Annotated in this window: 10 protein-coding genes; 1 reads left to right on the plus strand and 9 read right to left on the minus strand. The window is 53.2% G+C overall.

Annotated elements, in window-relative coordinates; all coding sequences use genetic code 11:
* The first annotated feature begins 170 nt into the window (after positions 1-170).
* Positions 171-2,243, plus strand: a complete 2,073-nt coding sequence (locus tag OCH80_RS01075) for a KUP/HAK/KT family potassium transporter (RefSeq protein ID WP_404537211.1) — start codon at positions 171-173, stop codon at positions 2,241-2,243.
* 390 nt (positions 2,244-2,633) lie between these two features.
* Here the strand turns inward: OCH80_RS01075 and OCH80_RS01080 are convergent, their stop codons facing one another.
* From OCH80_RS01080 to OCH80_RS01120, 9 genes are all read right to left on the minus strand, one after another.
* Positions 2,634-4,586: a M13 family metallopeptidase gene (locus OCH80_RS01080; RefSeq protein WP_404537213.1), complete on the minus strand. Its 1,953-nt coding sequence runs from the start codon at positions 4,584-4,586 to the stop codon at positions 2,634-2,636.
* A gap of 33 nt (positions 4,587-4,619) precedes the next feature.
* On the minus strand, positions 4,620-4,979 hold the full coding sequence (locus OCH80_RS01085) for a glutaredoxin (RefSeq protein ID WP_154548371.1): 360 nt from the start codon (positions 4,977-4,979) through the stop codon (positions 4,620-4,622).
* 157 nt (positions 4,980-5,136) lie between these two features.
* Positions 5,137-6,357 carry an MDR family MFS transporter gene (locus OCH80_RS01090; RefSeq protein ID WP_404537215.1) on the minus strand — a complete coding sequence of 407 codons (1,221 nt, stop codon included), beginning with the start codon at positions 6,355-6,357 and terminating at the stop codon, positions 5,137-5,139.
* Positions 6,358-6,620: 263 nt separating this feature from the next.
* Complete coding sequence (gene mscL, locus OCH80_RS01095) at positions 6,621-7,004, minus strand: large-conductance mechanosensitive channel protein MscL (RefSeq protein WP_404537217.1); 384 nt, start codon at positions 7,002-7,004, stop codon at positions 6,621-6,623.
* A 63-nt stretch (positions 7,005-7,067) separates the two neighbouring features.
* The gene (locus OCH80_RS01100; protein WP_404537219.1) at positions 7,068-8,411 is read right to left on the minus strand and encodes a DUF438 domain-containing protein; all 1,344 of its coding nucleotides are present in this window, start codon (positions 8,409-8,411) and stop codon (positions 7,068-7,070) included.
* Positions 8,411-8,983 (minus strand): iron-sulfur cluster assembly protein, encoded by a 573-nt coding sequence (locus OCH80_RS01105; RefSeq protein WP_404537221.1) that lies wholly within the window; start codon positions 8,981-8,983, stop codon positions 8,411-8,413. The genes OCH80_RS01100 and OCH80_RS01105 overlap by 1 nt, the downstream gene beginning before the upstream one ends.
* 13 nt (positions 8,984-8,996) lie before the next feature.
* Positions 8,997-9,719, minus strand: a complete 723-nt coding sequence (nrdG, locus tag OCH80_RS01110) for an anaerobic ribonucleoside-triphosphate reductase activating protein (protein ID WP_302187594.1) — start codon at positions 9,717-9,719, stop codon at positions 8,997-8,999.
* 71 nt (positions 9,720-9,790) lie between these two features.
* The gene (gene nrdD / locus OCH80_RS01115) at positions 9,791-12,001 is read right to left on the minus strand and encodes an anaerobic ribonucleoside-triphosphate reductase (RefSeq protein ID WP_404537223.1); all 2,211 of its coding nucleotides are present in this window, start codon (positions 11,999-12,001) and stop codon (positions 9,791-9,793) included.
* A 399-nt stretch (positions 12,002-12,400) separates the two neighbouring features.
* Entirely contained in the window at positions 12,401-13,567 is a 1,167-nt protein-coding gene (locus OCH80_RS01120) for a GGDEF domain-containing protein (protein ID WP_404537225.1), read from the minus strand.
* Positions 13,568-13,697 lie beyond the last annotated feature (130 nt).

The following is a 13,697-nucleotide window of genomic DNA, read 5'->3' on the forward strand; positions in this document are numbered from 1 at the left end:
TCAGACTGGTTTGTCTGAATGGCTCTTGCAAGTTGCCTTCAAATATAAGAAAATAAGAGAAAAGAAAGAATGTCACATGGCATTCTTTTTTTACTTAATAAATTTAAATCGTCTTTAAATTTATCTGTGTCTATCACAGGCTTTTAAAGTTTGAGGAGTATTTTATTACTATGGAAGTAGAAAATAAACGCAATCGCATGACGGCCGCTGGCCTCTTGATCGCGATTGGGATTGTCTACGGCGACATTGGGACCAGTCCCCTCTATGTCATGAAGTCCGTAATCGCCGGCAACGGCGGGCTCAATACGGTCAGCCGGGACTTGATCATCGGGACCATTTCCGCAGTCCTGTGGACCGTGACCATGCTCACGACGGTGCAGAACGTGATTATCGCCCTGAAGGCAACCAACCACGGCGAAGGTGGTATCTTCGCCCTTTACACCTTGGTCAGAAATAAGGCTGCCTGGCTGGTCTGGCCGGCCCTGATCGGCGGGGCCGCTATCCTGGCCGACGGGACTCTGACCCCGGCCGTGACGGTTACCACTGCCATTGAAGGGCTGAAGGGGCTGGAATTCGGCAAGGGCAACGTCCCGGTCAGCAACCAGACCACGGTCCTGGTCATTACTATTATTATTTTGCTAGTGCTTTTCTCCATCCAGCGGATGGGGACCAGCATCATCGGAAAGGCTTTCGGTCCAGTCATGCTTGTCTGGTTCGCCTTCCTGGGCGTCACGGGGGTCATCAACATCGGCGGCAACTGGTGGATCCTGCAGGCCTTGAACCCTTACTACGCGATCAAATTGCTCTTTAGTCCTTACAACAAGGCGGGCTTAGCGATCTTAGGGTCCATCTTCCTGGCCACCACGGGGGCTGAAGCCCTTTACGCCGACGTCGGCCACGTCGGCAGGGGGAACATCCTCGGCTCCTGGCCATTTGTTTTCGTCTGCCTCTCCCTGAACTATTTAGGGCAAGGGGTTTGGATCTTAAACAACACCAACCTGCACTCAGCCACTGAAATCAACCCCTTCTACGCCATGGTTCCGGAAAACATCCGGCTGGCGTCAATCGCTCTGGCTACCCTGGCAGCGATCATCGCTTCCCAGGCCTTGATCTCGGGTTCCTTCACCCTGGTGGCTGAAGCCATCAACCTGAAGTTCCTGCCGCGGATGAATATCCTCTACCCATCTGATGAAAGAGGGCAGATCTACATCCCGGCCATTAACAAGATGCTGGGGATCACGACCATTGCCCTGGTTCTCTTCTTCAGAACCTCAGCCCACATGGAAGCAGCCTACGGCCTGGCCATCACCATTACCATGCTGATGACCACCATCCTGCGCTATGAATGGATGTTGCTCAAGCAGGGCCACAACCTGGCCAACCTGATCTTCGTGATCTTCTTCAGCACCATCAACATCCTCTTCATGGGGTCAAGTCTGAGCAAGTTCACTCATGGTGGCTACGTATCACTGTTGATCACCCTCTTGATCGTTTCCGTCATGGTCGTTTGGTACTTCGGCAACAAGGTCCGCGACAAGAACGAATTAGGCAATGCCTACGTCCGCTTGGATGAATACACCGACATGCTGACTGACCTCAGCCATGACGACAACTACCCAACTTACGCCGACAACCTGGTTTACATGGCCAAGGTTCAATACAACAAGTTCATCAAGCGGGAGATCATGTACTCCATCCTGGACAAGCGGCCTAAGCGGGCCCGGGCCTACTGGTTCGTGACGGTCAACGTCACCGACGAGCCATTTACCGCGGAATACGCGATCAACACTTACGGCACCAAGAACGTGATCAACATTCAGCTCTACCTGGGCTTTAAGAAGCAGACCAGCGTCAACGTCTACCTGCGCCAGATCGTCCACGACCTGATCAAGGACAACACGATTGAGCCGCAGCCACAAGAATACACGACCACGCCAGGCCGTGACGTCGGCGACTTCAAGTTCGTCATCGTCAACGACGTCATCTCTCCTTCAACCACCTTGACCTCTTACGAGAAGTGGCTGGTTGAAGCCCGCGTCCGCCTGCAGAACCTGTCGCCAAACCCGGCCCAATGGTTCGGTCTGGAATTCGCGGACACGGTCGTTGAGCGCGTGCCATTGATCCTGGGCAAGCAGAAGACCAGCCGCATCAAGCGCGTTGCCCCCCGCGACTACAGCAAGACGGCTATCAATACCAACAAGACCGCCAAGCCTAAGAAGCACGGCTTTCTCAAGAAGAAATAGCTAAAACGCGAATAAGCAAGAGTCTGAGAAAAAAGACTCTAACGAATAAAAAAGGCTTCTAGAAGTGAAAAACTTCTGGAAGCCTTTTTTATTCACAGCAGAGAGCTGCTGCAGCGCAAAAGCACCCAACTGAACCGTGTTTCTCAGACTCTTTTCTGCCATCATTTAAGAATTTTTGGCAATTTCTTCACCAAACTCCACAATTATATTCACAATTTCGCCATATAATTTGCGTACTATATAACCATAGACAGAAGCAAGAAAGCTTCTCCTCTATATCTAAATTTCTTTTTTATTTTTCTTTTCTCTTATACACAACACACATAACACAAAAAGCCGTCAGCTCAATTCGAGCTGGCGGCTTTTGCTTGTCGCTGATTTTTTCCAGTCTTACCAGATCTTGACGCGCTTGTCAGCTTCCAGGTACATCCCATCGCCTGGCTTAACGTCAAAGGCCTCATAGAATTGGTCCTGGCATTGGGCTTGGACGTTGGCCCGCAGTGGACCTGGGGCGTGGACGTCGACGGAAACGATCATCTTGATGGCCGCTTCCAGGGACTTTTGCGCCCAAACGCGGGCCCAGTTAGCGTAGAATTCCTTCAAATCGTTGCCGCCTTCTTGTTCGCAGGCAGTTACGGCCGCGGTCAAGCCGCCCTGGTCGGCAATGTTTTCAGAGACGATCTGCTTGCCCTTCAAGGTGGTTGGACCAAACTTCAGGCCATCGAACAAGTCAACTTCGGCCTGGGTCCGCTTGGCGAATTCCTTGTAGTCCGCGTCAGTCCACCAGTTCTTCAGGTTGCCGTATTCATCGAACTTGGCCCCGTTGTTGTCAAAAGCGTGGGAGACTTCATGGGCAATTACGGCCCCGATCCCGCCGTAGTTGGCGGCCCGGCTTTGGTCGGCGCTGTAGAACGGCGCCTGCAGAATGGCTGCCGGGAAGGTGATGTCGTTTCTCTGCGGGTCGTAGCAGGCGTTGACCATGTTCCCTGGCATCAGCCAGACCGTCCGGTCAACTGGCTTGTGCAGCTTCTCCAGGCTGTACTTGATGCTTTCCTTGGTCATTTCGCGCTCATTGGAGTAAAGGCTGCCACCTTGGTCAGCCGGCACAACCTGCAGACGGTTGTAGATGTCTTCGATCTTGTCTGGGTAGCCGACTTTAAGGATCAAGGCCTGCAGCTTGACGATAGCCTGCTGCTTAGTAGCTTCGGACAGCCAGTCGTTCTTGGCCAGCCGGTCCTCGTAAACGGCCAGCATCTTGTGAATCATGTCGATGATGTCCGCCTTGGCTTCATCCCCGAGGTACTTCTTCCCGTAGTAGATGCCCACGACTTCGCTAAAGGCACTGTCAGCCAGACGGTAGGCCTGCTTGACCCCGCTGGCCAGTTCTGGCTGGCCGGACAGGGCCTGGCTGAATGGGAAGGCGGCTTCTCTGAAGGCCTGAGACAGGTAGGAAGCAACGCCGTTGATGAATTTGGTCAGGATCCAGCCCTTGATTTCCGTGAAGCTGTCCGCGTTAAGCAGCTGCTCTGCCCCATCCAGGTAGCGGGGCTCAGTGTTGATGATGACGTCTGGCACTTCACCCAGGTACCCTTCCAAGTAGCCCTTCATGTCAAAGGAGCTGAACTTCTCCAAGAAATCCGCGCTCTTCATCGGGTTGTACATGGCTGGGTAGTCAGCCCATTCTTCGCTGGACTTGACGATCTGGGACAGCTTCTTGTCGTAGGCCAAGGCGCCGGCAACGTATTCCGCGGCTTGGTCATCTTCAACGCCAGCCATCTTGAACAGCTGCAGGCTTTGCTTCTTTAACACGTCCAGCAGCTTTTCTGCGTCAGGGCTCTGGTAAGTAGTCGTGTCTGGCAAAAAGGTTGACGGGCCGCCAAAGTAGACCGCGTTAACCTTGGTATTCTTCATGTCCGCGTCGATAGAAACGGAGAACGGCACGGCAAAGCCAGCCTTAGCCAAGGCTGGAGCCTGCCGGTTCAAGTCACTCCAGTCCTTGATGCCTTCCAGGGCCTTTAAGTCAGCTTGAATCGGCTCCGCGCCATCGCTGTCGCGCTTGTCGAAGTCCCGGGCCAGCTTGTAGAGCTCAACGGCCTTGTCCATGTTGGCCAGGTCTGGAACGGCTTTTTTGCCATCGGCAAAGTCAGCGAAGTCGGCCATCAGCCATTTTTCCACGTTGTCAGCAATTTTGACGAAACTCCCCATACTGGAGCGGTCAGCTGGGATTTCCAGCTTGTCCAGATATTCTGAGTTTACGGCCAAGTACAAGTTGTCTTGCGGACGGGCTTGCAGATCTGGGACAGTCGTGTCGCCTGCGCCTCCGCGTACGTTTTGTTTAATCATTATGCCTCCTGAATTGCAATTATCATTATTTAACTAGCAGCCTTGCTGGCCGACGCCACAAGCCGCGCCGGCCGCTGCCTTTTCCTGCTTGATCTTCTCCATGGCTTCATCGGCTTCCGCCGGCCAGATTGGCTCAAAGCCCTGTTTCCGCAGGTAGCCTTCCCAGTCAGTGAAAACCGTCCCGTCTTCCTTGACGCAGGCGGGAATGCCCAAGTCATGGACCGCCTTTAGATGATCAAAGACCGGGTTTGTGTCGCGCAGCTGGATGAAAGCTTTCATCTTTGGCATTGACGCGAAAATATTCACGAACCGGTAGCCGATCCCGTACTTCTTAAAGCTTGCCTCGCAAGCAATGCAGTCCGGACAGATCTTGGTGCCATATACTGTCAGCATAGTTTTTCCTCCGTTTCATCATTTTGTTATCTATTTTACATTTTTGCGGCAAAGAGTGACACCAAAGTGCTTGATCAAGCAAAAAAAGAATCCATTGCTGGATTCTTTTGCGGCTTTGCCGGGGCAAAGCTTTGCTTTTTAAGCTGCTGGCTTTTTCCTACTTATACAGCTGCAGCTTGTCCTTCATCTTGGACCGCAACGGAATCAAGAAAAACAGACAGAGGAAAATGCCGACACTGGCGACGATGAACATGGCCTTGTAGCCAAAGAGGTCGATCAAGGTCCCGCCAAACAGCGGCCCCAGGGCCCGGCCCACCCCGCTGGCCACCAAGGTCAAGCCTTGGTACTTGCCCTTGCTGGTGTATGGCGACATATCGTTGACCAGGGCGGGAATGGCGGAGAAGGCCGTCGATTCGCCCAAGGTCAGGATTGACATGGAGAGCACGAAGCCTGGGTAGGTCTTGGCAAAAATCAGAGTCAGCCAGGAAACGGCAAACATGAAGACGCCAAAGAAGATTTGGTGGTAGATCGTCTTGAAGATTCCCGGGAAGCGGGCCAGGATCAGCTGGACGATCACGATGATGCTGGCATTGATGGTCCACAAGGTTGAGTACAGGTGGAAGGGAATGCCCAGGCTGACCATGTAGACCGACAGGTTGGACTCCCAGTTCATGTACATCAGCCAGGTCACGCCCAAGGTAATGTAGAAGCCCATCGTCATCATGAAGTTGGCCTTTGGCATTGGCTCCGTCTTTGCCGGGGCCTGGCCGGCGGCCTTACGGGCCTTGCGGCGGTCATGGTAGGCAATGATCGGTCTGAACTTGAAGATCGCGATCACGCCGCCAATCGCGTACAGCAGGCTGGCAATAATGAACAAGAGCTCGATCGAATAGTCATACAGGTAGCCCACGATCAAGGTCCCGATTACCACGCCCAAGTTTTGGGCAAAATACAAGATGTTGAAGACGTAGCGGCCCGGGTACTTGCGCAGGCTGGTCGCGATCGAATTGATCACGGCCCCGTCCCAGCCGCCTAGGAAGCCAGTACAGATCAGCCAGAACCAGTAGATGGGCCAACCGTGGAAGAAAGCCATCAAAAGCAAAATGACGGCATCCGTCAGCATCCCGCCCACGATCAATGGATACGGATTCAAGCGGTCAAACAGGCGTCCGCCCAAGGTCGAGCCAACCATGTTGGCGGCACAGTTGCAGAAAAGGACGATCCCGATTACCGACAGGCTGATGCCCAAGCGCTTGTTCAAGTAGACCGAAGTCAGCGGCCAAATAAAGCTGGCCCCGATCCAAGTGGCCAGTTCAGCCAGCAGCAGCCAAGGCAAGCCGATTTCTTTACCGCCCTTTTCACCATGTTGCAATCTCATTTTTTTCTCATCATCCCCCTTTTTACGCATTGCTAAAACTGACAAGTTCTCAAGCTTAGTTTATCAATTAAAAAAACGACTTGCAAAAACAAGTTATTTTAAGTTAACAGCCGCGGAGGTAGGGACTTTTGAGCTTCAGCAGCTCTCTGCTGTGAATAAAAAGGCTTCCAGAAGTTTTATCACTTCTAGAAGCCTTTTATATTCGTTAGGGTCCTTTTCCCAGACTCGTCTTTTCTCCCAAAACCAATGTCTTACATTGCCTTTTATGCTTCCGGCTTCCGTTCTTCCTTCAGCAGGTCAACGATTTCCGCCAAGTATTCAGCTTCTGGCGAAACCTTTGGCGCTTCCTCTTTCTCCTTCTTCGGCGTCAGCTTGTTGATCGCCTTGACCAATAGGAAGATCACGAAAGAAATGATCAGGAAGTTGACCACGGAGTTGATGAATTCCCCGTATTTGAACTTGGTATCACCGATCTGCAGGATCAGGTTGGACATGTCAATCTTGCCCACGAACAGCCCGATCAAGGGGTTGATCAGGTTCTTGACCAGCGAGTTGACGATGGCCGTGAAGGCAGACCCCATGATCACGCCGACTGCCAAATCAACAACGTTGCCTCTGGCAATAAAAGCCTTAAACTCTTTAATCATGATAATACTCCCAAAAATTTGTGCTTTTCAGCATTAATTCCTGTCAAGTATATCATATTTTCTTTAGAGCTCCTTTTTATTGCCCTGCAGGCCGCGGACATGGGTGGCATCCTGAAGGACTTCCAAGACGCCCATGTATTGGCCTTGCTGATCGCGGACGGCAATGTACTGGATGTACACGAAGCGGCCCCGGAGCTCAAACCAGAATTCATGCTTGTCCTTTTTGCCGCTGCGCAGGTCAGCCACGATCTGCTTGACCTTGGCCACGCTCTTGGGCATGTGGATGCTGAAAAGGTTCATCCCCAAGTCATTGGCTGAGTGCGGATAGAAGCCGCAGTTGCCGCCAAAATAGCGGATGATGTCGTCCTTATCGACAAACGCCAGGTCAAAGGGCAGCAGATCCAAAATTGCGGACAATTGATCAAAATTCAGTCCTCCTTGGGCAAACTGCAAAAAGACCTGGCCTAGAGCCGCCGGCCCCTTGCTGGCGGAAGCTGCCGGAGCGACCGGCAATTGAGCATCATAATTGGCTTTTTCATTGCCGCCCAGTTGGCCGGCAAAGGCACTGATCTGCTCATTCCAGTTCTTGGCCAGCTGGTCCAGGTCGCGCGGCTTTTTGGCAAAATCCGCCAGCTCCTGCTGGCTCGGCCGCCAGTTGACCGGCGGATTGATCAGGGTATAGCCAAACTGCGGCTCATCCTCTTTGACCTTGCGCCAGTCATCCGGACTAGCCACGTCAGCCAGCAAAGGAACCATGATGGCCTCTTCCTTGAAGATCATTTCCGTGACCTCCTTGGCCGCCCGCTTGACCTTCCGGCTGAGCTCTTCTCGATCAGGCGCTTCTTCCTCGGCACAGGCTGCCGCCTCCCTGATCCAGCCACGGATGTCATCATCTACGCCCCACATGACTTGCGGCGGGGTAGTAATCCCGTACTTGGTCATCAAGGGGAAAATCGAAATCTCTTTCCGGGCATAGTGCTTGCCAATCGTCCGCAAGTCCGCCAGCTCCTGGCGGATCCTGGCCAAAACCGCGGCCTGCGGGTCTTGGACATACTTGTCCAGGTCCGGCAAAAGGGCATCATTCACCAAGCTGGCAATGACCATGTTCTCCAGCTTGAGCGTGTGCACGGGGTGACCGGGCCGGGCAAAGGCCGGGCTCTCCCTGCTTTGACCAATCGCTCCCCGGAATACTTCCGCGTGCACGGTGCACAGGTTCTGGATCTCAGCCGGATTCAAGCCGCCGGCAATCAAGGCCCGCTCGGCCTCAGTGATTTCACGGACGGAAACTTGGTCAAAAGCTGCCTTAAATCTGGCCTTGGCCTGGTCAAAGTCCCCATCTTCCTGCAAAATGCGGAGGATTTCGGCCAGCTTGGCCTTCCGCTCCTCCAGACTCATTTGTTCAGTCATCAGTCTTGCACCTGGTATCCTTTCGCTTGCAGCTGCTGCTTTACTTCTTCCAAGTCAAAGCCCATGGCCTGGCAGCCCAGGCGCAGGTTCATCACCCGGCCGACTGTCTGCAGCATCCCCGGCTGCTTGATCCGGTCAAAGCCAATCGCCGCCATGTCATCCACAAAGCTGGGATACCGGTCCGCCAAAGTCTTGATCGGCGTCCGCGTATCAAGCTTTTTCGCGGCTGCAGGCGCTGGCGCTGCCTGTTCCTGCCCGCTGATCCCCAGGGCCGCTTTGGCACTGGCTGACAGGCGGGCTGGTGACCAAACGGGGTACCAGACCAGCTTGACGGCTGCCTCCGTGATTCCTGGCACCTGGCACACGGCCGCTTTGATCTGCTGGTCCAAATAATCGCTTAAGGGGCAACCCATGGTCGTCAGCGTCATCGTGACCGTGCAACGGCCAGCTTCTGTGATGTCAACTCCATAGATCAGGCCCAGGTTGACCACGTCCACCAAGAGTTCCGGGTCTTCTACTTCCTGGAGCTTTTCAATGACCTGGTTTGCCAGGCTGAGCTTGTCTGCAATCATGCTTGCCTCCTTTTTAGCGAATCAGCTTGTCCCAGATGACCGGGTGCTGGTCCGGCGTCGCGAAGGACTTCTGCACGTCAATGATTCGCTGGTTGCTGGATCCTCTAAACTGCAGGGTCAAGTCCTTCAAGTTGTCCATAAAGCGGCCATCGACCAAAATATCGATGTTGTGCAGCATCTTCAGCTTGTCAGGCGTCTCCTGGAGCAACTCCTCCCAGGTGTAGCCAGACCAGGACCAGATGTCCTTGTCATGGCCGAATTCCTTTCTGACCCGGTCGATGATCCGGTTGCAGACCCAGGTGTTCAAAAATGGCTCTCCGCCCAGCAGGGTCAGCCCCTGCACGTAAGGCTGGCTGATGTCGTTGATGATCTGGTCTTCCAATTCCTGGGTGTAAGGGCGGCCGTAGTTGAAATTCTGGGCAGCCAGGTTGTAGCAGCCTGGGCAGTCAAACAGGCAGCCTGACACGTACAAGGAGCAGCGGACCCCTTCCCCGTCAACGAAGTTGAAGGGCTTGTAGTCGGCAATCTTGTGCTTGCTGTGGTCCTCCGAAATCCATTCGCCCGGCTTGGGATTCTTGGGCATCCGCTTCATCTTCTTGACCCGCTTGCCTTCCTGGCCGGCCTTCGGCTTGTATTGGTCCGGGTTGACGAAGACCGTTTCCCCGTCAACGCTGATTCTGATCAGGTTGTCGCGGACGTCTGGTCCTTCTTGCTGGTTTTTGTCTTTTTCTGGCATCTTTGTTTCCTCTTTTCAAAAAGCAAAATAGGCAATGGAACAAATCCCATTGCCTATCTCATGCTTGCCTTTTAGTATTGGCTGTTCTTCAGCTTTTCCGCGTTGGCTTCCTCGTCAACCATGCTCAGGCTCATGTGCTTTGCCCGGTGGGCAATTTCTTCATGACGGCCGTGAACCATTGGCCGCTTCAGCGGGTTGCCCAAGTAGCCGCAGGTCCGCTTGACGCAGTCGCAGGTTTCTGGGTTGTGGTTGCCGCATTGCGGGCATTCAAAGCCCTTGGCCGTGGCCTTGAATTCACCGGCAAAGCCGCATTCGTAGCACTTGTCGATTGGCGTATTGGTCCCCAAGTAGCCGACCTTGTCGTAGGCCCAGTCCCAAACGGCTTCCAGGGCTGCCGGGTTCTGCTTCAGGTTCGGGTACTCGCAGTAGTGGATGAAGCCACCAGCCGCGTATGGCGGGTAGTCCTTTTCAAAGTCCAGCTTTTCAAATGGGGTTGGGTGCTTGCGGACATCGTAGTGGAAGCTGTTGGTGTAGTATTCCTTGTCCGTGATGTCCTTGACCTTGCCGAACTTTTCCGTGTCCAGACGGCAGAAGCGGTCAGTCAAGCTTTCGCTTGGCGTGGAGTAGACGCTGTAGTGGTAGTGGTTTGGATCTTCCTTTTCCCACTTGGCGCAGGCATCGTGCAGCTTCTTGACCACTTCCAGGGTGAACTGCTTGGCTTCTGGGTTGTGTTCCCAGTTTGGCCCGTAGAAGACCGTGCCGACCTCGTAAAGGCCGATGTAGCCCAGGGAAACTGTGGCCCGGCCGTTCTTGAAGAAGTCGTTGACGTTGCCGTCATCGCCGACCCCCTTGCCGAAGGCGCCGTATTCATACAGGGTTGGAGCGTTGACCGGCTTAGCTTCAGTAACCCGGTGGGCCTTGAATTCAACGGCTTGCCGGCACAGGTGCAGGCGGTCGTTGAAGATCTCCCAGAAGCGGTCCATGTCCCCTTCGCTCTCCATCGCGATTCTTGGCAGGTTCAGAGTCACGACGCCCAGGTTCATTCTCCCAGAGTTGACTTCCTGGCCGTTTTCATCCTTCCACCCTTGCAGGAATGACCGGCAGCCCATTGGGGCCTTGAAGGAGCCAGTGATGTCGATGATCTTGTCGTAGCTCAAGATATCTGGGTACATCCGCTTAGTCGCGCATTCCAAGGCCAGCTTCTTGATGTCGTAGTTTGGGTCGCCTGGGTGCAGGTTCAAGCCCTTCTTGATCGTGAAGACCAGCTTAGGAAAGATGGCGGTTCTGTGCTCAACGCCCAAGCCTTCGATGCGGACTCTCAGGATGTCCTTTTGGATTTCGCGCTCAAGCCAGTTGGTGCCCAGGCCAAAGCCCAAGGTCGTGAACGGCGTCTGGCCTTGGCTGGAGAACATGGTGTTGATCTCGTATTCCAGGCTTTGCATTGCGTCGTAGATATCCTTCTTGGTCCGCTTCTTGGCAAAAGCCTTGACCTTTTCTTCATCGTCGATGAATTCGCGCCCTTCTTCCAGGTGCTTCTCGTAGTTCTTCTCGGCGAAAGGCGCCAGAACTTGGTCGCAGCGGTCAAATGAGCAGCCGCCGTATTGGCTTGAGGCCACGCTGGTGATGATTTGGGCCACTTGGCTGGTTGCCACCCGGATTGAGTTAGGAACGTCCATGAAGGCGTTGCCGATCTTGAAGCCATGGTTGAGCATGTACTTGAAGTCGATCAGGCAGCAGTTGGACATTGGTGACAATGGCGTGTAGTCCAAGTCGTGCCAGTGGATGTCCCCGCGCAGGTGGGCCTTGGCGATGTGCTTGGGCATCATGGTCAGGCCGACCGTCTTGCCAACCGTCCCAGCCGTCAGGTCTCTTTGGGTCGCGAAGACGTCAGAGTCCTTGTTGGCATTCTCATGGACGATCGTTGGGTCCTTGCGAACCAGCTTGGACAGGCGCTGCTTGGTGTCGGTCTGCTGGCGCCATTCTTCCTCGTCTTCCTGGCGCTTCTTTTCATATTCTTGAGCCTGGCTGCGGTAGCCAAGTTCATTCAGGCTTTCCTTGAAGGCCCGGTGCACTTCTTCGGCAGTGGCCGTGTCAGTGCCCAGCTTGTCGTAAACCTTGCTTAAAACGTCAGCCTTGATGTCTGAGTCGCCCAGACCCAGTTCTTCCAAGACGATTTCCAACTTGAATTGTTCAAACTTAAAAGTCGCACCATCACGCTTGATAAAAGTTTTGGGTTCGTTGGCGAAGACAAGACTCTTCACTTCTGGAGCTGGCTTTAACATGACAATCATCCTCTTCTTAAAAAATATCTTCTTTGTAAACTGAATACGTGCTTGGCAGCTTTGGCAGCTGCTCCCCTTGCTCTTGGCAAGTTAGCCACAAGATAAAGCAGGTCTTGTGGATTGTTTGTGGATAACCCCTATATCTTGGTTATCTGATGGATCTAGCATACCATAAAATACAAGATGTTGTGGTCTATACAAAGCCGCAAAGGACCCAATTCTCAAGTAAAAAATCAGTGCTGACGCCCCTTTGAGCCCGTATAGTTATTAAAAAAGAATATTTTTTATTTTTTGCTTTTTGTAAAGCAGCTTGGACTTTTTTAAATCTAGGTAAAAAGAAAGACGCCGGCCTTAGGCCAGCGTCTAAACAGCAGTTGCTTGCAATTTGCTTTTGCTCAGCTACTCAACTTTTTCGCCCACGATCTGCCGGCGGCCGCCTTCCTTGCCCTGGTACAAGTAGCGGTCGGCCTTGGTCAGCAGGTCGCGCAGGTCCTGGTTGTTTCGCGGGTGACCGAAGCAGTAGCCAATGGTCAGAGTCACGCTGCGCGGCGCCCCATCGATATAGGCGCTGGCCACGCTGTCGGCCATCCGGCCCAATTCCTTGACAAACTGTTTGCGCGTCATGTGATTGGTGACGATCAAGAACTCATCGCCCCCATAGCGGTAAATGTCATTGCCAAAAAAGAGCCGGCCGGTCTGACCCACGATCCGAATGACCTCATCGCCGCACTTATGCCCAGCCAGGTCGTTGAAGTCCTTGAAGTGGTCCACGTCCAGCATGGCCACGCAGAGGTCCTTGTCCACGAAATAGCGGAAGTCGTGCCGGAAGCCGTAGCGGTTCTTGATCTCAGATAATTCATCGATCACGCTCTGCTCGCGCCAGCCGCGGATGTCAAAGTCCCCAATGAACAAGGTTAAAGTCAGCAAGGACATGGTCAGCAGAAAGTTGCTCATCCGCAGATAGATGAATCTGGCGTTCATGGCTCCGGCCAGCAGGTAGATGACTTCAAAAGACACGGTCCACCAGAAGCGCTCCCCTAGTTCCCGCTGGCGGTGCCAAACGGCTCTGAGAGCGCCGTAGAGATAGAGGCAGGCTGCCAGATCCAGGATCCAGTGCCAGGGGCCGTAGACAAAATAGATGTTTGCGACCAGCCGGTAGATCTTGTTCCGGCTAAAAGGAAGCAGCAACGCGGCCATGGCCAGCGCGTACGGCAAGCAGTAGATCAGCCAACGGTCTTTTTTAAGCGGGCGTTCACTAATGGTCAAAAATAAGGCAAACAAAAAGAACAAAAAAGAGATTGAGGCAAAACTGATCTTCTGCACAATGCCGCAGAAAAGCGGCTGCCATGAATTAGCATAAATATCGTGATTGACCATATAAGCCCAGATCAGCTCAAACAATGCTGACAAAAAGACGTTGACGTCCAAAAGCAGCAGGGCAATCGAGCTCCTGCGCTCCAAAGTCCAGGTAAAGCCCCGGCTCAAGCGGACAACGATCAATACCAGCAAAATAATGCAGGCGCATAAGTCAAAGGTCTCGTTGAACTTTCCCGGCGTATAAATCACTTTCGTCCTCCTTCCGCAATCGCTTACACTAGATATTTTACTATATGACCAGGAATATTTTACTATTTTTTTCCGCCAAAAAACGCTAGCGGTCATCACTAGCGTTTTAATGATCTTTACTATTTTGAAA

This window comes from Lactobacillus sp. 23-2 (assembly GCF_044902225.1).
Taxonomy (GTDB): domain Bacteria; phylum Bacillota; class Bacilli; order Lactobacillales; family Lactobacillaceae; genus Lactobacillus; species Lactobacillus absianus.

Excerpts from the sequence above, each read along its gene's own strand:
- OCH80_RS01075 (WP_404537211.1), top strand. The coding sequence starts at position 171 with ATGGAAGTAGAAAATAAACGCAATCGCATGACGGCCGCTGGCCTCTTG.
- OCH80_RS01080 (WP_404537213.1), bottom strand. The coding sequence starts at position 4,586 with ATGATTAAACAAAACGTACGCGGAGGCGCAGGCGACACGACTGTCCCA.
- OCH80_RS01085 (WP_154548371.1), bottom strand. The coding sequence starts at position 4,979 with ATGCTGACAGTATATGGCACCAAGATCTGTCCGGACTGCATTGCTTGC.
- OCH80_RS01090 (WP_404537215.1), bottom strand. The coding sequence starts at position 6,357 with ATGAGATTGCAACATGGTGAAAAGGGCGGTAAAGAAATCGGCTTGCCT.
- mscL (WP_404537217.1), bottom strand. The coding sequence starts at position 7,004 with ATGATTAAAGAGTTTAAGGCTTTTATTGCCAGAGGCAACGTTGTTGAT.
- OCH80_RS01100 (WP_404537219.1), bottom strand. The coding sequence starts at position 8,411 with ATGACTGAACAAATGAGTCTGGAGGAGCGGAAGGCCAAGCTGGCCGAA.
- OCH80_RS01105 (WP_404537221.1), bottom strand. The coding sequence starts at position 8,983 with ATGATTGCAGACAAGCTCAGCCTGGCAAACCAGGTCATTGAAAAGCTC.
- nrdG (WP_302187594.1), bottom strand. The coding sequence starts at position 9,719 with ATGCCAGAAAAAGACAAAAACCAGCAAGAAGGACCAGACGTCCGCGAC.
- nrdD (WP_404537223.1), bottom strand. The coding sequence starts at position 12,001 with ATGTTAAAGCCAGCTCCAGAAGTGAAGAGTCTTGTCTTCGCCAACGAA.